We start from the raw sequence: 21,542 nt of genomic DNA on the forward strand, positions 1-21,542 counted from the left end.
CAAGCTGAAGCTTCAATAGATGGATGCAATGCGAAAAACGCGTGCACCGTTTGGCAAGCAGGGAGAAAGTTGCAGGGGATTTGCCGATGCTTGAAAATACATACAAACAAATAAGTAAGGTTAAATCCCCTCTCTCTATCCAAATTTTTTCATGAGCCTTTATCATTCCATAAAAATTCCGTTGGTTCAAAAACATGTAAATACGTTAAGACATCGGTACTTGGGGGATAATTTTGCCTTCGATACGTTCAAAGATGTCATCTAAATCAGCGCCAGTTATGGTTAGTCCATGGTTTTTAAGACCAATAATAGCTTTAGAAGGCTCTTTTGAAGCTCGGACAAGTTCAGCCACTGTTTTTGCAAGTTCAATTGTTCCACAAGGATAGTTAATCTCTGTAGCCTTTATGCCGTCCATCCAAGCATGAACATGTACAATTGCTCCTACCTCCGGGTGCTCTTTATAAATCATCCAGTGCTCAATAGCGTCGACAGATGCCCTTTTTGGTGTTATATTCGGAGGAACGCTTACTTTCATGGCATTTTTATCAGGATCGTATCCACTTATTAAGAGAAAATCTTCACCAACTGTTTTCATATTTGCTTTGTTAATTCCGCTTGCACTCATCCAAAAGCTTTCACTGTCCCGTCTGGCACTGAGGTTTCCATAGCTTAGACCTCCTAATCCGTAAAGTTTTTTTAGATGACGGAGATCACGAGGTGTAAGATATTCCTCCAATGGAAATGGGGCGGGAAGTAAATTCATGCGGTCAAGCTTTTTTCCGGATTCGCTTAATGATCTCGTAATCTCATCTCCGTTCCACATCTCTTCCGGAAGATCATCATAAAAATTATTGTCAATGACTAACTGCGAAGCTGCGAGCGGTTCCAATCTTTCAAAAATTTGTTTAAAAAATGTTGCTTCTTCTCCTTTTCTATACTCCAATTTATAAAAACCTTGTTCAGGTGTAAGAAAATAAATATCTGTTGTTTCATTATCGTTATGTAAGATATACATTAAATGATTTGCTAAAGACCTGATTAAATACGGATAGGCTGATTTGTGTATGTTTTCGGATTTTTCCGATGTTTCCATAACAGAAACGACAAACGTTGCTTGGGCCTTTCTTCGGTAGGGTCGTGGTTTTTCAGAATCAATAAAATGAAACACAAGTTTTATATTTTCTTCAGGAATGTGATAAAACATATAGCCTCTTGATATAAACTCCTTTTTTATTCCTTCCGCAAGCCAATTTAAAAAGGGAGTTTGCTTGTTTCCATTCATTGTAAAGGTTTTCACGCTGTTTCCCTCCAAACTAGTGTTTTTGTATGAAAAATAGAATTTAAGGTTCTAAAACTACCTTAATGATGGAACCTTTCCTTTTGTTAATAACAGTGCTCAAGGCATCACGGTAATTTTCCAGAGGAAAACGATGTGTTACCAATGGCGATAAATCCACCTTTCCATTGCGCATTAATTCAATGGCAATTTGTAACGTTCGCATCTTCTTTTCTTGATATTCATCGGTACTGTATGCAAAGCTTCCTTTAATATCCAGCTCATTAAGCCAAACGGTTGTGCAATCGACACCGTCAATGATTCCTGCTAAACCTAATAGAACGATTTTTCCTCCATGTCTAGCAAAACGGAGCGCATCATTTATGCTTTGCTTATTGCCGACGCATTCAAAAATAAGGTCGGCTCCACCTTGTACAACGGGATCGCCAAAGATCGGCTCTAACACGCTTGCATAAAGAGATTTGGCCGTTTCGTAAATATAATTTTTATTTTTTGTAAGATAAATGATTTCATCTGCACCATAGCGGGAAGCAAGCTGTGCTTGAAAGGCGTGTTTTGCCAAAATGACAATTCGGCAGGGAATTTCAAGCGCTCTCATCGCGGCGACAACGCAAATCCCTATTGTACCGGCTCCAATGACAAGTACCGTATCATCCTTTTTCGGACGATTTCGCAAAACCGCATGCAGGGCACAGCTAAAAGGCTCTACCAACACACCATTAAAATCATTTACATTATCAGGAAGCTTCAAAACTTGACTTTTATGGGCAACAAGATAAGATCCCCAGCTTCCACCGCTGTCACGGCAAGTGCCTATTAACATCCCTGGTGAAATTTCTCCTTCGGTCATAAAATTGCAAAGATTATAATCACCCCGCCGGCAATTAGGGCAAGGGTCTGCAATTCCTCTTGTTATACATGATAATATTGGGTCAATGACTACCCGGTCACCCACTTGAATGTTTACCACTTTTGAACCAACTTCTTCAATCGTTCCTACCACTTCATGTCCAATCGTAAATGGAAAAGACGCAAACGGAGAAGTAGTTGGACTGTCCTTTAAAAGAACAAGATTTAAGTCGCTTCCACAGATTCCTCCGTATTTTACCTTTACTTTCACCCATTCATCGTTTGGAAGTTTCGGGACTTCTACACGGCGTAATCGAAGGCAGGATAATTTGGAGTTCCAATAAAAAGATTTTGAAACTTTACCCATTATTTTGCTTAAGACATACCGAGGCATGCTGTATTCAAATTGAATGGAATTCATTTTTGCATCACCTCCCTTATATGGAATATTTTTATTAATTAGACTGTAGTTGAGTAATTTTCATTACAATAATTACCATGTAAAAAGAGACAAACGGAGTACCCCTTATGCCACATGAAGCTGTTTTTTAACGACATCAATGGGAATATCTTGTTTCGCTGCATCGTAAATAAACTCCACGAGGCTATGTCCTTTCTTCTTTCGAAGGAAGTCAAGCCCGGTAGAGAAATCGCTGTTGGATTCGACCATACTGTACACATAAGCGAGTTGCACCAAGATCCAATACCGTTTCACCGCCCGACGTTGACGAACGCGGTACCCATCGAGCTTCAGCTGGTCTTTCGCTTGTCGAAAAAAGCATTCGATCGACCAACGCTGGGCATAGTAGCGCAAGATCTCTTCATCGCTTAGCTCCCGGTCGGTGCTCAAGACGCAGTGAAGATGTTCAGGTGTCATCGGCTGATCGGCTTTCCAAGCCAACAACACAACGGCATCATCGAGACCTTTCAGCGCTCCCTCGTAGCGATACACGCGATAACGCTCTTCTCCCACCGTGACGAGATGGGTGTCGTTCGGTTCGATATAGCGGGCAAACTGTTTGGCTTGGATGGCGATGCCTTTTGGATAAAGAACCCGATTCGTCTTGAGCATCGCAATGACGTGGAATCCTTTTTTCAGGCAGGCTTCCACGAGTGTTTTCGATGGGTACCAAGAATCCATCAGCACATAAACAGAACCGTGCACATCCAAAGAAGAAAGCATCTCGATGGCCCATTGACCCTTGCTTTTCCCATCCGCCTTGTCGTAGAGGCGAAACGCAAAGGGAAAGGCTTGCGTCATCGTATGAACCATGAGCCAGACGAGAGAGTGTCCCCAAATCGACTTTTTGTCCGCGTGAGAATAATGCCAATTACACCCTTCAATAGCGTGTTTCGCCTGTGACGAAGGCTTCGTTTTTCGGCAGATCGTATCATCGATCGAAACAAAAATGGGGTGATTCTTTCGCTTGGCCGTTCGTTCCACATGACGAAGCATCCACTGCTGGAGTTTGCGAAGCAAGATTTCTTCATCCCAAGGGCTTTTCGTGAAAAAATGGCTCAGTGTCGTTCGATGGTTGGGATGAAAGCTCTCATGATGCAGATCGGTCAAGGTTCCCACAAATCCTTTCGTTGTCAGCGCATCGATAATATGAACGAGATGCTTCATGACCGGCTTAGAGAAATAAAGGGCCAGCCCCAACATTGCGAAAAACTTGTCGATTCCTTGGTGATGTGGTAGTCTATTCATGAGACATGAACCTCCTTGAGAATGGTTTGGTGACACATCTATTCTAATCAAGGAATCGGGTTCATGTCTCCTTTTTTGTTCGGATGTAAATTTATGTTAGTGAATTTGCTCATCTACAGTAATTAGAGTGAAAAATATACATTAAACAACGTTTTTCTTATAAGGTATCGGTGAAGAAGTATGTTCTATACAAGTATGAGATGGTTTTCCAAAATAATCTTATGTTTCATTTTTCGAATTGAAGTCATTGGTATAGAAAATTTTCCTAAAACTGGTCCAGTCATTGTGGCAGCAAGCCATACAAGCAATTATGATCCTGTTATTCTTTTCAGTATCTTTAACCGAAAAATTCATTTTTTAGCGAAAAAGGAACTGTATCAGAGACGTATGACCAATTGGCTTTTTCAAAAACTTCATGCTATTCCTGTTGATCGCCAAAGTGGAATGGTCATTCGTCCAGTCCGACGTTCCTTAAAGGTGATTGAAAATGGGGAAGTGTTTGGAATTCTCCCTAAAGGTAAAAGATGTAAAAACGGGGAAAGTGTCAATCCGAAAAAAAGGGGTAGCTTTTTCGGGTTAAAAACAGGAGCGCCTGTTCTTCCGGTTGCGATTATTTGTCTAGATGCGAAAAAGTGGATTCGAAAGCCAGTAAAAAAAGTTGTTGTTGGGCCAATGATGTATTTAGATAAACTTGAAAGTTCCATTTATACTGCATTTGCTGAGGCTGTTATGAAACTTATGATGGTGCTGCAGCAATCAAAAAAGGTTAGTCTCCCATAGCTAGAACTGATTTAGCAGGAAGAAATCAAAAATTTCCTCGAAATCTAACAGGAGGAACGGCATAGAAGCTACCAGCGAAACTCAGCGAATGTGTTTGTAAATGGCTACATTTAACCATATTATTATATTTTAAAAAAGGGGAAAAGGGATTCTTCCTTTCCAAACAGGAGACTGCCCTATCTATCTTGCATTACACACAAAATTCTTGACGGTACCGTAAAGGACGTAAACGACATTTAGTTAGCAAATATTGATGATAACGATAACATCAAAATTTTTTTGTACTAATAAAAATAGAATGCCAAGCCATTATTAGTGCAAAAAACACTCTCCGATCAGTACTTGAAGCAAATCAGTACTCTATTTCCACCGCTTAATCCTGTTAAGCGTAAATCCAAACAAAAGGCGGCAGATCAGAATAAAAATTGTTGCTTTGGAACAAGCCGCAAAACACTTAACGGATGGATAAATGGAAATTATATGTGGTAGCAGGAAATTAAATCAAGGGGTGTACAATAGTATAGCTTCAATATAAGCGGAGCAAATTTTCAAGCAAAAAACGGGCAACTCCATAAGGAAGCTGTCGACCGCATAAATGTATTAACTTAAGAAAACGGAAATGAAAAACGACGAATCCTTGAAAACGGGAATCGGAATCTCCTAAATCTCCGAAAACGAAATGGGAAATGCCCAAACCCTCCGAATCCACCAAAGCCAAATTGTCTTTCTTCTTCGTTATCTTCTTCTCGTTGGTCGCCAATAGGTACTAATAAATAGGCATGATCATTATCGGCTTTATCAATAATGCCATCATACATTTTTCCATCGTCCATTTCCAGCAAGACGTAATAATGCTTATGTCTTTTGCAAAAATCATGCTTGCTCACATGGTGATCATAATGATCCCGATAATGCATATTTTCTTCATACGGCTCCTGAGGATTCGCATATGGAACTTGTTGATCTAGGTTATAAGCATAGTTCAAGTTATAATCATATTGCATATTGATTTCTCCTTTCCTGAAATTCGACTATATTGTATTCACCTAATTTTTCTTTGCTACAAAAAATAACATTTTATTGGATATGTCAAGCAATCATCCCTTTTGCAACATAAGACAACTCCTTCAATCTATGTCTCATTCTGATGCTAGTATAGTTTCATGGACACCCTTTAGTGAAATATAATATTAACGAAGGGATGTGTCCTGATATGGGTAACACAAGCGAAAAACGTAAAAGTTATCATGCTGAATTTAAGGAAATGGTGGTTGAGCTTTATCAAACTGGAACACCAGTAAAACAGATCTGCAGCGAATATGGCCTGTCTGAAACGACAATCTACAAATGGATCAGAAAACAAAAACCGGTTAAGCTGGATGACGGGGGCTCTTTTACCCCGGAAGAATTTCTGAACCTGCAAAAAGAATTGCACCGGCTGAAAGAGGAAAACGAAATCTTAAAAAAAGCTATGGCCATATTCGCAAAGAAGTAGATCAAACCACTGTTATATCCATGATTGACGAGATAAGAGCCAAACACCATTATGACCTTAAAACCATGTGTACGGTCCTTGGCGTGCCGAGAAGTACCTACTATCAATCCAAACAAAAAACAGAGTCAAAAACAAAACGGGAAAACCGGGAGCTGACAGACAGAATACGAAAAATCCATACGGAAAGCAAGCAGAGATACGGAGCACCGAAGATCCACCATATGCTTGAAAAAGAAGGGCTCAAAGTCAGCCTGAAACGGGTTCAGCGTTTGATGAAGGCTGCAGGCATTTATTCCATTATCAGAAAAAAGTACCGCCCCCATTCCAATAAGGGCAAGATGGAAGAACACGATAACCTGCTGAACCAGGACTTCTCAACGACAACCATCAACGAGAAATGGGTTACGGATATTACGTACATTCATACTTTGAGAGACGGTTGGTGCTACCTGGCTTCCGTAATGGATTTACATTCCAGAAAGATTGTCGGTTACGCTTTTGACCGCCACATGACGACTGAACTGGCTTTAAAGGCAGTAGAAAACGCTTATCAGGCACAACGTCCAGGTCCGGGATTGATCTTGCATTCTGATTTGGGATCCCAGTATACAAGCGAGAAATTTGCAGAATACATGGAAAAGAAGCAGTTCAAACACTCCTTCAGTAAAAAAGGTTGCCCATACGATAACGCCTGCATTGAGTCTTTCCATGCAATTCTGAAAAAGGAAGAGATCTACAGAGTCAACTATTTGAACTTTCAAGCTGCCAGAAGAGCCTTATTCGAATTTATAGAAGGCTGGTACAATCGGAAACGGATTCATAGCTGCCTGGGCTATATGACGCCACAAGAAACAGAAGACAGTATCAAAGGGGCAGCGTAGTGCTCTTCACAATTTTACAAGCATCCGCTTTACATGGAGTGGCGGGGCGTGGTAGGCTTGTTTGCCATGCGAAAGAAATCATTGCCCCTTTCGCCCTTCGCATAACACCACGCCCGCAGAGGCTCCATGTCAAGCGACCAGCGATGTCATGAAAAATATGGCATGAGATCAAAATTAAATTTCACTTATTGGTGTCCAAAATATTGACTTAAATCCATTCATTTTTTCTGCAAAGATAGTAAAGAAGTTTTTTCTTTTGTCTTTTGTTACTCATCAAAAAATTTTTTAAAGGATTGCCAGTAAACTTAAGAAAAAACAAAGATCAATTCCTTGTATTTCAAGTGATAGCCGACGGTCATTGGGGATTTTTCACATTGACAGCATAAATGGAATTGTGTGAATAGATTCCTGTAAATAGGAGAAAATTGTAATAAAATAGATAGAGAATTTACAAAAAACTTGGCAAGACAGTGCATGGGAACATCTTTCATTTGAATGTGCAAACGAGATGAATGTATCAACGGATTGGTAACCAAGCAGGAAAGTGGTTGAACCGCTTAATCGGCAAACAAGCAGTTGTTGCTTTCTAATCCATCTAGAAAACTTCCGACAACCTTCTTCTGTACAAGAAGCTTCATCGAGAAACACCCACCTCTAAACGAAGTGAATGTGGAGATGATAAAACCATGCCAAATAAAACGGTTTTGGCATAATATATAAAACTTTCATATCTTTAATAAAGGAAAGATCTTTAGTATGTATTATTTTATCGTCAATAAAATCTCAGGAAACGGAAAAGGATTAAAAGTTTGGAAAAAGACTGAAAAGTTGCTGCAAGAAAAACAGATAAATTATCAAGTGCGCTTTACCAATCGTCCAAAACATGCAGCAGAAATTGCTAAGGAGTTGTCTTCTGAAAAATGTTATGCTGTTGTAGCCGTAGGAGGAGATGGTACAATCCATGATGTTGCTAACGGGTTAATCAATTCGAATATACCTTTGGGTGTTATTCCTGCAGGATCGGGAAACGATTTTGCAAGGGCTCTTGATATACCAAAGGACTATAAAAAGGCTTTAAAACGTATTTTAATGGGAAAACAAAGAAAAATTGATATTGGAAGAATTGGCAACGAATACTTCATTACTGTAATGGGGATCGGTTTTGACGGTAAAGTCGCCGAGATAAACAATGGCTCGAAATATAAAAATTGGCTGAATTTTATTAGATTAGGTAATCTTTCATATGGACTTAGCTTCTTGCATGTTTTATTAAAATATCGTCCTGTCAGCATTCAATTAATGGTTGATGGGGAGAAACTAGTTTTTTGTAATGTATGGTTAATTGCAATTGCCAATATCTCAAACTATGCGGAGGTATTAAAATATGTCCAAATGCTTGTTATAATGATGGACTATTTGACATTTGTATAGTACACGGCATGAATAAATGGGAGCTGTTGCGCACTTTTCCAAAGGCGTTTAAAGGCAAACATATACTACATCCTGGTGTAACCATGATAACAGGAAAACAAGTGGAAGTTATCTCCGAATTACCTGTTATTGTGCAAGGAGATGGCGAGATTCTCACTAAAACTCCGATGAGTGTGACGATTCAAAGAGGTGGGTTGCTTATCATTTAAATAGTGGTTGTAAAGATGAATGATCTTAGTGAGAACACGAATTAGGTATTTCTGTTTAGGAAGTCATTCATCATAATTAGTATAAAATGGAAAAACAATTTAATACACATGCATTCCAAGTCTTTTCTTGTTAACTTATAAGGGATGTAAATGTCTCTCAATAAAAAGATTTTCTTAAGATAGCTTTATTATCAATTTGAAAATTGGGGAATTATAAAATCGTTATTGGACTTTAAATGCAAAAGTTATTTACTGAATGTTTGTAAATATAATAAATTTTAATCTTTTCAACGTTGCAGATATATTAGTTTTAGGCCAAAAAAAACAGTCAGGAAATTAAAATCTTTGGAAGATGTGGCGAGTTTCTGATATTTTTCGTACAAGTTTGTATTTTTTCTCAGAGTTCATGAGCGTTTGTACATTTGATTTCGCTAACGAACTGTTTGATGATTACAGCTTACTCATAACGCATTTTTTATGGATTTTAGTCTATTACTATATTAATCTGTGTCTCTTTTTTAATCTAACTTTATTTAGAACGAGAATATGTTCGTGGATCCAAAATAATGTTTTGCTCACTTCTCATTGTAAAATTGTTGCAATTTAAATTATTTGCCAATAAATAGTTTGAAGAGAAGGCTCTTGATCGTTCAATCAAAAAATAGGAGAAAGTAAAAAAATGATAAAACATTTTCATGGAAAAGGGCAATGAATCAATTCAGAATTTTAACCCATTTTTTATTAAAAAATAAAGTACCTTAGTCAATTTTTAAACACTGCGATTCAAGTTGTGTCCTAGATGTTGGCAATGGAAAATTAGGATTGTTCGGTGCGAAAAGCACATAAAGTTTCTCCGTTAAATATCAATGAATACAGCATCTAGTGAAACAAAACAAGAGCTGAGACGTATGAAAATGGTGCTATACCGTATTTACATCCTTAACGATTAATCAGCCATCCGAGACGAAGGAACTAGGTGATGCACTTGAGGGGAAAATTGGAGAAGAGATTTTTCTATTTATATACTGGGGAGGCAATGGCAGCAGTCATTTTTTTTATCATTAGTTTCATTTGGAATAAAGTCTTTGCCCATTTGCATTTATATTCGCTGTACTCTTTTTGGATTTCGTTTTTTCTGTTAGAGTTTCTCTTATTTCAGGGTAGTGTGTATTGGTTTGCAAAATGGAAGCGATTAAAAAAAGAAAATACTGCCATAACTCCTGCTTATATCGTCCATCGATTAAAAAATATAAAGAAATGGAATACACTGTTTATCATCATTTCGCCTTTCATGTTTTTTGTCGATCTAGTCAGATGGTATCCGTCGGTACCTGCAACAGGATTGTACATAGCGGGATTTATTTATGTTTTTGCCATACTTGAGTATATAAACTATTTTCATATTCAGCTTTCATATGACAATTTTTCTGATATGAAGTACCTCTTAAAGTCGAAAAAGCTGAAAAAATCGTGTTTACGTAAAGACTTTGAAAGATTAGGATAAAGTAATAAGATAGCGGAAGGAAGATTATAAATGATACATATTCTGCTTGGCGCTTCACCTTCGGGGAGTTTAAAAATGGTCTTAAGGGATTTAGATGTGGAGAAAAAAGAGCGCGTCATTTCTTTTTGGGAAACATTCTCGGTAGGTCCGATCTGGAGACTGCATGAAGACATTGGAAAAGAAGCGAGATTTCATTGGATAAAAAATAATTTGACGGATGCATACAATGAGTTTCATGAGTATGAACAAAACTTTCAAAAAACAGTCAATGAAATAACAGCGATTCCAGAAGGATCACCTATTATGATATGGATTTCTGACAACGCTCATGAACAGACCGGATTGCGATTTGTTTTATATCTATTGAAGAATAAAAATAATGACATCTTCCTCATCAACACGACAAAGGTATATGGCGAGCTTTTTAAGAAACGAAAAGAAAAATATACTGTTTTGGATACAGGTGAAATTCCTCCTGAAAAGCTTCGATTCATATATGAACAAAGTAAAAATGAACCGCCTCTTTCCCAGCATGAAAGAGAGAATTTTGAAAAGGAATGGCTCGCTCTTGCAAATACTCGCGAAGTATTGCGAATTTGGCAAAACGGAACGATACACAGCGTTTCGGAAGATTATTATGATCTTTTCATAATAAACAGAGCGAAAAAGCTGCATAATGAAATGAAGACGAAGGATTTTATAAAATCAGTTAGATTAATCGGTGAAGTACTGGGGCATCTAGACCAATATGTAGGAGATGAATTCTTGGAATATCGGCTAAGAAAGCTGATTGAAAAGAGAGCTTTTGAAATGGAAGGCAGTCTGGAAGCTATGGCCTTCTATAGTGTTAAATTGCGATAGGAAAGTGGTGAAATATGATTTACGCCATTATTTTATTTATTCTTGCTGGTTTAGCTGAAATTGGCGGAGGGTACTTAGTCTGGCTATGGATACGTGAAGGAAAACACTACTTGTACGGAGTTATTGGTAGTATGATCTTGGTTCTATATGGGCTGATCCCTACTTTGCAAAACTTTCCTACATTCGGTAGAGTATATGCCGCTTATGGCGGCGTGTTTATTATTCTTTCTGTTTTGTGGGGATGGTGGGTTGATAAAAAAACTCCTGATATTTACGATTGGATCGGAGCAGGCATTTGTTTAATTGGAGTTTCAATCATGCTTTGGGGTCCAAGACATTAGACTGTCCATTCTGATAGGGATTTTTAATAGAATAGCTGCAATTAAATAATGTGCGAGTGAGTAAGCTTTCTCGGAACATATCGAGCATGAGCAAGACAAATTCCGTATAGGGAGTATGGCATCCTAATTAATTGACAGTTTTAGCGTTATGCTGAATGACTTTTTTCCGGTGATGCCGATAATGTGCGATTTTTTAATAAAGGCTTCAGCTTGCCGTTACACTTCAGAGATATTACAGGCTCTGAATAATGGCAACAAGCGTGGCGGAAGGTGCAATCAAAATGATTTTTTTGTTTTATTTGAATAACAGATCGCTCCCATTCCCGACCAATCCAACGAGTCTTTAAAAAATGGACGAAAATCTCCTTAATGTCAAGCTATTGCAATTTTTTTAGTATATAAAAAGATTGCTGGCGTTCTTAGGAAGCCCCTGCTGTTGAATTGGTGAAGCGAGGAATTCAATTTTTTAGAAACTTTTATAGAAAAAAAACGTTAATACATATGTAAGGAATATAAAAAAAACGGGGTGTGCTCATGATCTGGGCGTTGGTATTGATTATGCTTGGAGGAGTGTTAGCTGGTTTTTTGCATGTTTGGTTGAAAAAGCGGATATCCTTTTTTCCGTTATTGGTGATAGAAATCGTACTGTTATCTGTTCTTGCAGTCTATTTATTTATAGCATATGAATTAGGTTTTACAATTAGAGCGATGTCTAGCTTTGGATACTCTTTTCTTATGTGTTTAATCACGTTTTCCCATGAATCGGGTTACGATAAAATAAAAAATGAAGCAAACAGAGTGGAATTTGAAAAGATTGAACTCAATAAACATTCGAGTCGGGTTTGGGTTGATGCGGCATTTGCGATGACATTCATTGGTCTATCTGTCTTATATTTTGTTTTCAATTCATACGATTCTGTTTGGTCTCTCATTTTGTTATATACGAATGCTGTAATGATTTGTCAATTGTTAAAAAAAGCTGTTCTTTATCGAAACCTTGAAGTGTATTTCAGTAAAGAAACAAATTGTATTTACATATTATCGAACATCAAAGCGAAACGATATCCGCTTTCAGAACTTTCGGAAGCAAAGCTCGAGTCAAATGTTGATGTACTTAAATTATTCCCATTATTTACGATGTTTTCAACAAATGAAGATTTCACGACAAGTATGGGAAATACATTAAAGCTAGTATTTTCAGGCGAAACTGTCTATTTTAATGCTAAAAACACTTCTTGGCTTGCGACCATTGAAAGCCGGGAAGAAAAGGAACTACCGTCGGAAATTGCACAAGTTGAAGTGCTTCCATTTTATCATAAAAAAAATATAAAGAGACTTCTCGGCAAAATGTACTTTGCCATTTCCGTCAAAGGAGTCGGCGCCTACACGACATTGACTGTTATCTTATCACTGCTAAAGGTTCCTATTTGGGCGATCACGATTGCGGTCATTGTTTTTTGGATATTTAATCTTTACATTTCTGATCGATTATTAAAAATTGCATTAGACGTGAAAGAGATAGATGATCCAAATGTTTTAGCTGTTGCAGACAAAGTGCTAAGTCGGGCTGGAATTTCTGATGTGAAAGTTTTTCAAGCAGAGGCGAATGAATTAAACGGTTTTGCAGCTGGGGCAAACATCGGTCGATCAATGATCGTATTAACGTCGGAAACGTTAAAGCTTCCGTTGGAAGCAATCGAAGCGGTTTTTGCTCATGAAGCTGTGCATGTAAAAAAACGGGATGTCATGATCGGTCAAATTATACGTATACTTGCGCTTTTAGTAATTGCTTTGTTCATTTACTGGTTATACCATTCTTTTCTATTAAGAAATGAGTCTCTTCTTTTTTACATTGTTTTTGCTCTTATTTTCTTCTTTCCTCTTATCCAGTCTCTTCTTTTGCAATGGATGGAAGTGCGGGCAGATCATTTAGGGGCTATATGGCTTGACAACGGAAATGATCAAATGGCAGACGGTTTAACTGCTTTAGCTGTAAAACAAGATGAGTTGACATACAAAGCACAACGCTACAATTTAAGTAATGAAGAAAAAAATTCCTCGATCGAGCGGGATTCATGGTTTTTCAGATTTCTAGAATTTCAATTTATGATCCACCCGCCAATGTATTGGCGTATTCAATCTTTAAAGGAAACTGGAACGGAATGGAACATGAAAAAAATACGAAAGTGGTGGAAAGAGCGTTTTTACGAATCGCTTCCTGATAAAAAGAATAAAATGGAAAGCATGTGAATCATTTTTATCGTTTGAAATGCTTATTAAAAATTAAACGATAGAAACATAACCCCCATACGAGAAAATGTGACGAATTTTCATATTGAGTCGGCATTTTGAGTGCCGGCTTTTTGTATTTTATGGGTATCCGTTGATCATAATCTTTTTGTCTTTACCTTTTCCAAATGCCGGGAAAATCGTAATGAAAGACGAAAACCAATTTGGTCGCTAGCAGTCAGAGTGAGAAATAGAAGAGTATTTGTCAATCTTCTTTTCTGCAGATTTGACCACATAATTTAGGAAAATGAATGTGTTTTTTTCTACAATAAGTAGATAACAATTATGATAATGAGATGCTACAATCAACTTAAAGATAATTCAAAATATTAAGTAAAAGAGAGGTGTTTCAGATAAATTGCAAACGCTTACTTAAAATGTGAAATACAAAAAATTTTTGATGAGGAGGTCTATAATAATATGAAACGGATTAACCCAATGAACGTAATTGACAACAGCCGCATTCATTCATTCCATATTTGGCTGATTTTCTGGTTATTTATCGTTATTATGTTTGACGGATTTGATGTTGTCATTTACGGTGCTTCTGTCCCGCTGCTTATTAAGGAATGGGGAATTTCGGATGTCACTGCCGGGGCTATTGGCAGCTATACAGTTGTCGGAACAGCAATCGGTGCTGTTTTGTTTGGATTGCTATCGGATAAAATAGGGCGAAAAAATATTATTTTGTTGACTACGTTCTTGTTTAGCTTTTTCACGCTGCTCGCAGGTTTTGCAGCAAATCCTGTCTTATTTACGATCTTTCGCGTCATTGCAGGTGTTGGTCTGGGCGGAGTTATGCCTAATGTCGTTGCAATAGCAACTGAATATTCACCGCGACGGGTTCGCACAGCAATTGTTTCATTCATTTTTTGCGGTTATTCTGCAGGAGCTATTCTAGCAGCGCTTACAAGCAGGCAGCTCCTTCCTACAGTTGGATGGGAGTCAGTATATTGGGTAGGCGGGATTCCTTTATTGTTCATTCCTTTCTTGTTGAAAAGTGTTCCAGAATCCATCGACTTTCTTTTGGAAAAAGGAAAGGAAGAAGAAGCTAAAAAAATTCTTGCCAAAATTGAGCCGGGAATTAGCAGCGATGGGGAATTTGAAAAAAAGGAAAAAGTGAAAGAAGCGGGATCGCCTATTGTCAGTTTGTTTGAGGAAAAACGTGCATTCAGCACCGTTATGTTCTGGATTTCCTGCTTTAGCGCATTTGTATTGATTTATTCCATGAATACATGGCTGCCGCGCCTTATGATGGAAGTTGGCTATGATTTAAGCTCAAGCCTTGCATTTACTGCTGTCATGCAAATTGGAGCGATTGTCGGAACAGTTGTTTTCGGCCCTATAGTTGACCGGCTAGGCTTTAAAAAAGTGCTTGTTCCATTGTTTTTCTGTGGAGCCATTGCACTATCTTTAATCGGTTTTGCCAACAGTACATTCATCGCTTTTGCCCTGATTTCTGTTATTGGTGCAGCATCCGTCGGGGTTCAAAATATGGCGAACGCATTCGTTTCTCAATATTATCCTACTAATATGCGTTCAACAGCTGTAGGAAGTACAATGGCATTCGGTCGTTTAGGCGGAATAGTTGCCCCTACATTTGTCGGGATTTTACTTTCATTAAATTTACAGCCGCAATATAATTTTGCAGCTATTGCCAGTGCAGCAGTGCTTGGCGGTTTAGCAGTATTGTTCATTCAAGAGCAGCATTCAGTCTATTATAAAGAGAAAAAACAATCTGAGTTAATAAATGAAGATGTAGCCGTCGAAAAATAATTTTTGTAAAATCCCGAGGAGATGGTCTCTTCGGGATTCTTATATAAAGGGATACCTATGATTCGTACGAATCGGTTTGTTCAGTACTTTTTGGCTCATCGAAATGTGACATAGAACGGATGATAAAATGAAACAAGAGCATTATAACTATAAGCCTGCGCCGACATCGATGCCTGTGAAAGATCTTGTGTTTCAAATGTTATCGATTTGCAAAAACAGTGAAATCCGGATGCATTTGGCGAAAAATTGAAAGAGATGGAAAAAGACTTAAAAAAACTGGCAGAAATATATATCGAAAGTACAAAAAGCCTGTTAGAATCCGTGATGAATGAGGATCTTTAGCGCCAAGTCGATCTTTCCAAAATTTTTAATTCGAAAATGTCTGGATTGCAATGATTTCAAACTGCGATGGCTCATGAAATCCACCATAAAGGGCAGCTTTTCGTCTATGTACGGGAAATACGGATCTTCCACGTTATGTGATGCGCAGCTGATGAAAGGAACCAGATGATTATCGAACAGAGTCACCTCGTTTCTTTCAGGACTTTGTTTGTGCGGAAAGCAAAATAAATCGATGTCCCTAATATGACAATTAAGAAAATATAAAGCGGATAGACTCCAAGACCATCTGCTTTTCCGAGTGCAACTTGAGCAGTTCGCCAGCCCCCGAATAAAAAGAAATAAACTATTTCTGCTTGCAATAAACGGATGTAAATCCTTCCTTGATTATAAAGAAGCTTTTTTTGTTCTTTTGTAGCATTGTACTGATAATAAAATGCGTCGGGAATGCGGGACAATAATGTTGTCAAGATAAATATTCCTAGTCCTGTAAAAGGCAGAACAAGAATGAAGCCTTTTCCGCCGAATCCATCCGGTTCGCCTTTGAAATTGAAATGCCGTGGTATAGTATCCGGCAAATGCTCCCAAATGAAAGTGACGTAAATGAACATTGCTGAAAGCCCAATAATTGAAAGTGTCAAAAGAACATTTTCAATTTTCTTTTTTTTCTCCACAGAGAAAACCTCCGTTTTCCATTATCGATGTTTTCATACGTATTCACCGTTTGTTTTGTTTCATTTAATCGCAACTGCAGGATTCTATTATTCATTTACATCCCAAGTAACTGTAAAGCTTCCTTTCAGCTTGTCGCCTGTGACGATGATATGGTAGATGCTTTTTTCTGCCGCTTTGATTTGATATGTGCTTTCGTCAACTTCTTTCATGGCGACAACGTCGCCGTCTTTGTTCAATACATGAAAACCATGTCCGCCTCCGTTATTGTTTTGAATTTTAACGGAAAACGTAATCGTTTGACCTTTTTCCGCATAAATCGGAATGGCGTGTTCTCCGTGGAAATAGTCGAAAAGTGCGATATAGCTTGAATTCCTTTTCCATTCGCGCCAATCTTTTTTTACAGTAAAATCCGTGTTTAAAATAATACACAAAATAAACGGAGCACAGATTGCAAAAATATATTTAAAAAATGCGTTTTTTCGCGCCATGTATGTTCCAAAATAAAAAACTAATGAACAAAGAGCTCCAACTGTTCCGCCAACAATCACCATCATCCATCCGAAAGGCAAAAAAATGAGATATCCTGCCAAAACGTAAAAGGCAATTTTAATGGTTCCAGTGATTTTAGGAATTTTCACAGCCAGCAGGTCAATAAAAATAGAACAAATTATTCCGTATCCGTAAAAAATGCTCCAAAGAAAAGGGTTATTCAAATCTTTTGAAACTCCATACAAGTCAAAATCAGCTGCAATGAAAAAAACAGTAAAAAAAATAAACAGCGAGAATCCGGCGCCGGTTAATTTGGGTTTAACATAAGAAATAGCATTGAGGATATTTTTTTGTAAAAACACTAAGTGATCACAGCCTTATTTTATTTTCTCAATATTATGTTTATTATAACATTAATTTTTCTCTGTACATTGACGTTGCGTAAAGGTTTATGATGATCTTGTCAGGAGGTGAAAGGATGGAATATACGGTAAAACAATTAGCAGAATTGACCGGAGTTACAACAAGGACATTGCGATATTACAATGAAATTGGGCTTCTTATGCCAGCGAAAATCAATTCATCCGGATATCGCATATATGGGGAAAAAGAGGTTGATAAACTGCAGCAAATTCTTTTTTATCGAGAGCTTGGAGTTGATTTAGATACAATTAAAAAAATCATCAATTCACCATCCTTCGACAGCATGAAAGCTTTAAAGGAACACCGCGAAAAGCTTCTTGCAAAACGCAGGCAGCTAGATTCATTAATCGCAAATGTGGAGAAAACAATAGCGGCAAAGGAAGGAAGGATCACGATGAACGATAAAGAGAAATTTGAAGCTTTTAAACAAAAATTAATTGAAGAAAATGAAAGAAAATATGGGCATGAAGTTAGAGAAAAATATGGAGGCGAAGTCGTCGATCGATCTAATCAAAAACTGAAAAACATGACAAAAGAGCAGTTCGAACAGCTGAAACAGCTTGAGGAAGAGGTCTTGAATACACTGAATAAAGCATTTGTAACTGGAGATCCAGCGAGCGAGCTGGCACAGAAGGCAGCTGATTTGCATCGTCAATGGCTCTGCTATTTTTGGGATCATTATACGAAGGAAGCTCATAGAGGAGTAACAGAGATGTATGTAGCAGATGAAAGATTTAAAGCGTATTATGATAAAAAACATCTTGGAACAGCGGAATTTTTAAGGGATGCAGTTCGAATTTATACCATGAATTGAAAAGAATTTTTTACAATTCGGTCTTTGGAATGCTTTCTTTGATGAACCATATTTTAATTCTGTGACATCAGCTACCCATTTTTCATTTGGCTTTTCCGCTGTGAATTCACGATTCAATATATTTTCTGCAACATGCTGAGGGGTAGATCACTTATAAGATTTCTTCTTTTTTTGAATAACAGATTGCATACCGGCAACTTTCATCAGTCTATAAATTCGTTTGTGATTGAAGTTCTGACTAAGCTTTCGATTTATATTCAACGTCATTCGACGGTAACCATAGATGCCGTCAACTTTCTCATGGAGAGCTTTCATATCTTTTACGATTTCTTCATTCTGAAGTTCTCGGGAGGAAGGCGAACGTTTTAACCGCTTATAGTAAGCAGCTCGTGAAATACCGGCGATTTCACATAATAAGATTATGCTTAGGTTTTCTTTCTCATGAAGTCCCCGGATTGCGATATACTTGTCTTCAAAACGAATTTGGTTTGTTTTCGCCTCCTTTCGATTTCCTCTAACTTTCTTAAAAAGATTCTCCGCACGTAAGCGTTCATTTTCTCTTTCTAACTTTTTCATCTCCAGTTTCATTTTTTCTTCTGGAGATAACTTTGCTTCTTCTTTTTTTCTTCCTCGTTTGTCTTTAAGCGCTTCTTCTTTACCATTTTCATACTTCTTCACCCATTGATATACTTGTTGATAAGTAATTTCATAAGTCTCTGCTGTTTTTTTATAATCTTTTCCGTTCCCTAAACAATCAAGCACAATTTGTATCCGTTCATTGCAAGTCGTTTTTCTTCCTTTAGTCATAGAGCTTGTCTTTCCTTTCGACGTATCCTTTAAATCTCTATGGCTATTATACTTCTTCATCCATCGTTGAAGCACCGATCTACTTGAAATACCATATGTCCTGACAATCTCGTACTGTGAGAACTCACCAGATAAATAATCTTTTACAGCTGCTTCCTTAAAACCTTTCCAAGAATTTGAACGTTCTAAACCCTCTATTCCAAATTCCTCAAATTCATTTATCCATTGCCTTAAAGAATATTTAGTAATTTGATACCTTTTACAAAGCTTTTGAATAGTACATTCTCGGTTTTCATATGCAAGTAAAACTTCAAGTTTGAACTCTGTAGTATATTGCTTATACATAGAAAAACTCCCCCTAAGGTAAAACAGATTTTTTATATTTTAATCTGTCTACCTTAAGGGGAGCATATCATGAAAGATCAGCCTCTTTATTTTTTACTTAAAACGTATGCGCTAAATCTTTTGCTCTCGCAATTGCGTTTTGTTTAATTTCCTCTGCTTTTTCAGGTTGAGCAGCGTGTCCTTCTACAAACAAGCCTTCAAATGAAGGAACACCGAAAAATTGCATCACAACAGCCAAATAGCGGTGACCCATTTCCATTTGAGCTGCTGGACCTTCTGAATAAATGCCTCCACGCGCTTGAATATGCAGGGCTTTTTTATCAGTCAATAACCCAACAGATCCTTGTTCAGTGTATTTAAACGTTTTGCCTGCAACTGCAACTGCATCAATATATGCTTTCAAGACGGGCGGAAATGAAAAATTCCATAAAGGTGTAACAAAAACGTATTTATCCGCTTCAATAAATTGTTCACAAAGCTCTGAAAGACGTCCAACTTTCGCTTTTTCCTCGGAAGTAAGCTCATCTAAGCTTTTTCCGGATCTCAGTTTCCCCCAGCCATTTAATACATCAGCATCGATTTGGGGAATATATTCTTTATATAAATCAAGGTGAATTACTTCATGGTCAGGATTCGCTTCTTTATAGGTTTCGATAAAAGCCTTTCCTGCTGCCAAACTGTAAGATTGGGTGTCATCAAGTGGATGTGCTGTAATGTACAATACTTTTGTCAACGTAAACCTTCCTCTCTTGGTGCAATTTTAGTTTTTAGTGAAAAAATAAAATTTATAAATTTTTATTTTGAAAATATTTATTTCGAGATAATTTTATAGGAATTTGTTTTAGATTTCAAATGATTTGTTTGCAAAAAAATTTATCCAAATTTAGTCAAATAATTTGTTTTCAGCTGTCTAATTTGTTTTTCACGTCTTATCGGTCAATAAACATGGCTGATCTGCGAATGAGCCTTGATCAGTTATTTTTGATTTTGAACGCTTTCGCCGTGAAAACCGTTTTTCATCCATTTGTTTGGAATATAATTTATTATTCCCTGTAATGTGAAGCTTAGCTATTGCCATTTTCTCCTCAAATGATAAGGCAGCATTTTCTTTAAGGAAAGGCAGAGTAAATGCCCGTTTCTTAAATTCTTTTCCAATAATCCCATCGTCCTTCATTTATTTCTTTTTCGATTGTTTTAATATATTTCTTTAGTTCAACGGGCATCTCGTCATTTTCCAGCTCATCCATTGTAAAAGTAATCATTTGCGCACCGCTGAAATCCATGACCTGTACAACTCTTTGCCGACCTTTAAAATATGTTAGCATAATGTGATATCTACCCATTTCGTTTCACCCTATTTTTCGTTTTTTTATGGGACCAATTGAAAGAATGTTGGATCGTTTAAACGTTCGGAAAGTTTTTCGAAAGTGGCAGTAAGCGCGAATGTATTTATCGTTAAAGTCTTTTACCGTAATCAATCTTTCTGTTATTACCCCTTGATCGGTCATGTAGATCATCTTTAAAGCAAAACCGTACTTTTTGGCATTCAGCAGCAAACCGTTCATGATTTTCACCTCACAAAAAAGAACGTTTGTTCTATTTTTATTATATGCGAATATATGTTCTGGTATGAAGAAGAAAATTTTGGGACGATTCATTTTTTTGGGCATCTTTCTTTAGAATGGAATGGCAGAGATTGAAATCACATGGAGAAGGGAATGCGGTTTTTTTCGAGAAGCGTGCAAGTGGGGAAGTTAAAATCATTTTAAATAAAAAATAGCTGTCAAGCGGGCCTCTATATCGATGATTTATTGACAACACATGCTGTCTTGGAGTGCGTATGTAAAACAAATCAGCTTAACTTTAAGAAGCGAGGCGGAGTGCTGTGTTGACATAACTCATCTGCTCCAAGGATGGGGAGAAACTAATCTTATTTACTATTAATACGGCAAAATTTACATCCCATTAAATAGAACTGCAGGTAGTGTGTTCAATAGTGATATTTAGAAATGATAGATTTCGAGTGTTTCAAATTGCAAGATGTATGTTTAATAAAATCAAGATTTTTCTGCAAGCACTAGCTCCTAAAATGAAATGCATTTTTTTTTAATTGAGGCTGTACAGAAAGTCAAATCTCCATTGAAAACAAAAAATCATAAACTTTCAAAAAGATGAAAGGGGGCGTCAATAAGCCGATAAAACGGCTTATTAGACAGCCCCCCGCCATTG

General features: G+C 37.4%; 21 protein-coding genes. 11 read left to right on the forward strand and 10 right to left on the reverse strand.

What is annotated here, in order from left to right; all coding sequences use genetic code 11:
- Nucleotides 1-205: 205 nt before the first annotated feature.
- The 3 genes from NSQ94_RS03685 to NSQ94_RS03695 form a co-directional block, all read right to left on the reverse strand.
- Complete coding sequence (locus NSQ94_RS03685) at nt 206-1,297, reverse strand: class II aldolase/adducin family protein (RefSeq protein ID WP_327848673.1); 1,092 nt, start codon at nt 1,295-1,297, stop codon at nt 206-208.
- A 43-nt stretch (nt 1,298-1,340) separates the two neighbouring features.
- Nucleotides 1,341-2,567, reverse strand: a complete 1,227-nt coding sequence (locus NSQ94_RS03690) for a zinc-binding dehydrogenase (RefSeq protein ID WP_327848672.1) — start codon at nt 2,565-2,567, stop codon at nt 1,341-1,343.
- Nucleotides 2,568-2,672: 105 nt separating this feature from the next.
- Nucleotides 2,673-3,854 carry an IS701 family transposase gene (locus NSQ94_RS03695; protein WP_063388773.1) on the reverse strand — a complete coding sequence of 394 codons (1,182 nt, stop codon included), beginning with the start codon at nt 3,852-3,854 and terminating at the stop codon, nt 2,673-2,675.
- A 180-nt stretch (nt 3,855-4,034) separates the two neighbouring features.
- Between NSQ94_RS03695 and NSQ94_RS03700 the strand changes: the two genes are divergently transcribed.
- Nucleotides 4,035-4,634: a lysophospholipid acyltransferase family protein gene (locus NSQ94_RS03700; protein WP_327848671.1), complete on the forward strand. Its 600-nt coding sequence runs from the start codon at nt 4,035-4,037 to the stop codon at nt 4,632-4,634.
- Between the two features lie 605 nt (nt 4,635-5,239).
- Here NSQ94_RS03700 and NSQ94_RS03705 read toward each other — a convergent pair.
- A complete protein-coding gene (locus NSQ94_RS03705; RefSeq protein ID WP_082830332.1) occupies nt 5,240-5,638 on the reverse strand; it encodes a hypothetical protein in 399 nt (132 codons plus the stop codon).
- Nucleotides 5,639-5,847: 209 nt separating this feature from the next.
- On the opposite strand from NSQ94_RS03705, the gene NSQ94_RS03710 reads away from it, so the two are divergent.
- The 9 genes from NSQ94_RS03710 (at nt 5,848) to NSQ94_RS03750 (ending at nt 15,904) form a co-directional block, all read left to right on the forward strand.
- Nucleotides 5,848-7,010, forward strand: a protein-coding gene (locus tag NSQ94_RS03710) for an IS3 family transposase (RefSeq protein ID WP_339192833.1) whose coding sequence is annotated in 2 segments (ribosomal slippage) — nt 5,848-6,103 and nt 6,103-7,010 — 1,164 coding nt in all. Because the reading frame shifts where the segments join, the coding sequence is not laid out codon by codon here.
- Nucleotides 7,011-7,766: 756 nt separating this feature from the next.
- Nucleotides 7,767-8,441 (forward strand): YegS/Rv2252/BmrU family lipid kinase, encoded by a 675-nt coding sequence (locus NSQ94_RS03715; protein ID WP_327856733.1) that lies wholly within the window; start codon nt 7,767-7,769, stop codon nt 8,439-8,441.
- Nucleotides 8,345-8,650: a hypothetical protein gene (locus NSQ94_RS03720; RefSeq protein WP_327856734.1), complete on the forward strand. Its 306-nt coding sequence runs from the start codon at nt 8,345-8,347 to the stop codon at nt 8,648-8,650. The genes NSQ94_RS03715 and NSQ94_RS03720 overlap by 97 nt, the downstream gene beginning before the upstream one ends.
- A 985-nt stretch (nt 8,651-9,635) precedes the next feature.
- Nucleotides 9,636-10,154, forward strand: coding sequence for a general stress protein (locus NSQ94_RS03725; RefSeq protein WP_144598223.1), 519 nt, complete (start codon nt 9,636-9,638; stop codon nt 10,152-10,154).
- Between the two features lie 30 nt (nt 10,155-10,184).
- Nucleotides 10,185-11,015, forward strand: coding sequence for a DUF1835 domain-containing protein (locus NSQ94_RS03730; RefSeq protein WP_066247358.1), 831 nt, complete (start codon nt 10,185-10,187; stop codon nt 11,013-11,015).
- Between the two features lie 14 nt (nt 11,016-11,029).
- Entirely contained in the window at nt 11,030-11,356 is a 327-nt protein-coding gene (locus tag NSQ94_RS03735; protein WP_044895977.1) for a YnfA family protein, read from the forward strand.
- A gap of 534 nt (nt 11,357-11,890) precedes the next feature.
- Nucleotides 11,891-13,606, forward strand: coding sequence for a M56 family metallopeptidase (locus tag NSQ94_RS03740; protein ID WP_144598222.1), 1,716 nt, complete (start codon nt 11,891-11,893; stop codon nt 13,604-13,606).
- 459 nt (nt 13,607-14,065) lie between these two features.
- Nucleotides 14,066-15,421: an aromatic acid/H+ symport family MFS transporter gene (locus NSQ94_RS03745; RefSeq protein WP_063388360.1), complete on the forward strand. Its 1,356-nt coding sequence runs from the start codon at nt 14,066-14,068 to the stop codon at nt 15,419-15,421.
- A gap of 408 nt (nt 15,422-15,829) precedes the next feature.
- Complete coding sequence (locus NSQ94_RS03750) at nt 15,830-15,904, forward strand: DinB family protein (protein WP_235600457.1); 75 nt, start codon at nt 15,830-15,832, stop codon at nt 15,902-15,904.
- 41 nt (nt 15,905-15,945) lie between these two features.
- On the opposite strand, the gene NSQ94_RS03755 is transcribed toward NSQ94_RS03750, so the two are convergent.
- Together NSQ94_RS03755 and NSQ94_RS03760 are read right to left on the reverse strand one after the other, a co-directional pair.
- The gene (locus NSQ94_RS03755; protein ID WP_339230172.1) at nt 15,946-16,434 is read right to left on the reverse strand and encodes a DUF1648 domain-containing protein; all 489 of its coding nucleotides are present in this window, start codon (nt 16,432-16,434) and stop codon (nt 15,946-15,948) included.
- A gap of 87 nt (nt 16,435-16,521) precedes the next feature.
- A complete protein-coding gene (locus NSQ94_RS03760; protein WP_339230174.1) occupies nt 16,522-17,148 on the reverse strand; it encodes a hypothetical protein in 627 nt (208 codons plus the stop codon).
- Nucleotides 17,149-17,402: 254 nt separating this feature from the next.
- Here NSQ94_RS03760 and NSQ94_RS03765 point away from each other — a divergent pair, with 254 nt between their 5' ends.
- Nucleotides 17,403-18,161, forward strand: coding sequence for a MerR family transcriptional regulator (locus NSQ94_RS03765; protein ID WP_130157414.1), 759 nt, complete (start codon nt 17,403-17,405; stop codon nt 18,159-18,161).
- Nucleotides 18,162-18,308: 147 nt separating this feature from the next.
- On the opposite strand, the gene NSQ94_RS03770 is transcribed toward NSQ94_RS03765, so the two are convergent.
- The 4 genes from NSQ94_RS03770 to NSQ94_RS03785 all read right to left on the reverse strand — a co-directional run bounded on the left by NSQ94_RS03770 (nt 18,309) and on the right by NSQ94_RS03785 (nt 20,878).
- Nucleotides 18,309-19,313 (reverse strand): helix-turn-helix domain-containing protein, encoded by a 1,005-nt coding sequence (locus NSQ94_RS03770; RefSeq protein ID WP_339230176.1) that lies wholly within the window; start codon nt 19,311-19,313, stop codon nt 18,309-18,311.
- Nucleotides 19,314-19,410: 97 nt separating this feature from the next.
- A complete protein-coding gene (locus NSQ94_RS03775) occupies nt 19,411-20,046 on the reverse strand; it encodes an FMN-dependent NADH-azoreductase (protein WP_063386284.1) in 636 nt (211 codons plus the stop codon).
- 406 nt (nt 20,047-20,452) lie between these two features.
- Nucleotides 20,453-20,656: a hypothetical protein gene (locus tag NSQ94_RS03780; RefSeq protein WP_063386282.1), complete on the reverse strand. Its 204-nt coding sequence runs from the start codon at nt 20,654-20,656 to the stop codon at nt 20,453-20,455.
- Nucleotides 20,657-20,662: 6 nt separating this feature from the next.
- Nucleotides 20,663-20,878 carry a hypothetical protein gene (locus NSQ94_RS03785; RefSeq protein ID WP_063386281.1) on the reverse strand — a complete coding sequence of 72 codons (216 nt, stop codon included), beginning with the start codon at nt 20,876-20,878 and terminating at the stop codon, nt 20,663-20,665.
- Nucleotides 20,879-21,542: the final 664 nt, after the last annotated feature.

Origin of the sequence: Aeribacillus sp. FSL K6-2833 (assembly GCF_037965815.1) — a bacterium.
GTDB lineage: Bacteria > Bacillota > Bacilli > Bacillales > Aeribacillaceae > Aeribacillus > Aeribacillus composti.

Coding starts and splice junctions, on each gene's coding strand:
- NSQ94_RS03690 (WP_327848672.1), bottom strand. CDS start 2,567: ATGAATTCCATTCAATTTGAATACAGCATGCCTCGGTATGTCTTAAGC.
- NSQ94_RS03695 (WP_063388773.1), bottom strand. CDS start 3,854: ATGAATAGACTACCACATCACCAAGGAATCGACAAGTTTTTCGCAATG.
- NSQ94_RS03700 (WP_327848671.1), top strand. CDS start 4,035: ATGTTCTATACAAGTATGAGATGGTTTTCCAAAATAATCTTATGTTTC.
- NSQ94_RS03705 (WP_082830332.1), bottom strand. CDS start 5,638: ATGCAATATGATTATAACTTGAACTATGCTTATAACCTAGATCAACAA.
- NSQ94_RS03715 (WP_327856733.1), top strand. CDS start 7,767: ATGTATTATTTTATCGTCAATAAAATCTCAGGAAACGGAAAAGGATTA.
- NSQ94_RS03720 (WP_327856734.1), top strand. CDS start 8,345: ATGGTTAATTGCAATTGCCAATATCTCAAACTATGCGGAGGTATTAAA.
- NSQ94_RS03730 (WP_066247358.1), top strand. CDS start 10,185: ATGATACATATTCTGCTTGGCGCTTCACCTTCGGGGAGTTTAAAAATG.
- NSQ94_RS03735 (WP_044895977.1), top strand. CDS start 11,030: ATGATTTACGCCATTATTTTATTTATTCTTGCTGGTTTAGCTGAAATT.
- NSQ94_RS03740 (WP_144598222.1), top strand. CDS start 11,891: ATGATCTGGGCGTTGGTATTGATTATGCTTGGAGGAGTGTTAGCTGGT.
- NSQ94_RS03745 (WP_063388360.1), top strand. CDS start 14,066: ATGAAACGGATTAACCCAATGAACGTAATTGACAACAGCCGCATTCAT.
- NSQ94_RS03765 (WP_130157414.1), top strand. CDS start 17,403: ATGGAATATACGGTAAAACAATTAGCAGAATTGACCGGAGTTACAACA.
- NSQ94_RS03770 (WP_339230176.1), bottom strand. CDS start 19,313: ATGTATAAGCAATATACTACAGAGTTCAAACTTGAAGTTTTACTTGCA.
- NSQ94_RS03780 (WP_063386282.1), bottom strand. CDS start 20,656: ATGGGTAGATATCACATTATGCTAACATATTTTAAAGGTCGGCAAAGA.
- NSQ94_RS03785 (WP_063386281.1), bottom strand. CDS start 20,878: ATGAACGGTTTGCTGCTGAATGCCAAAAAGTACGGTTTTGCTTTAAAG.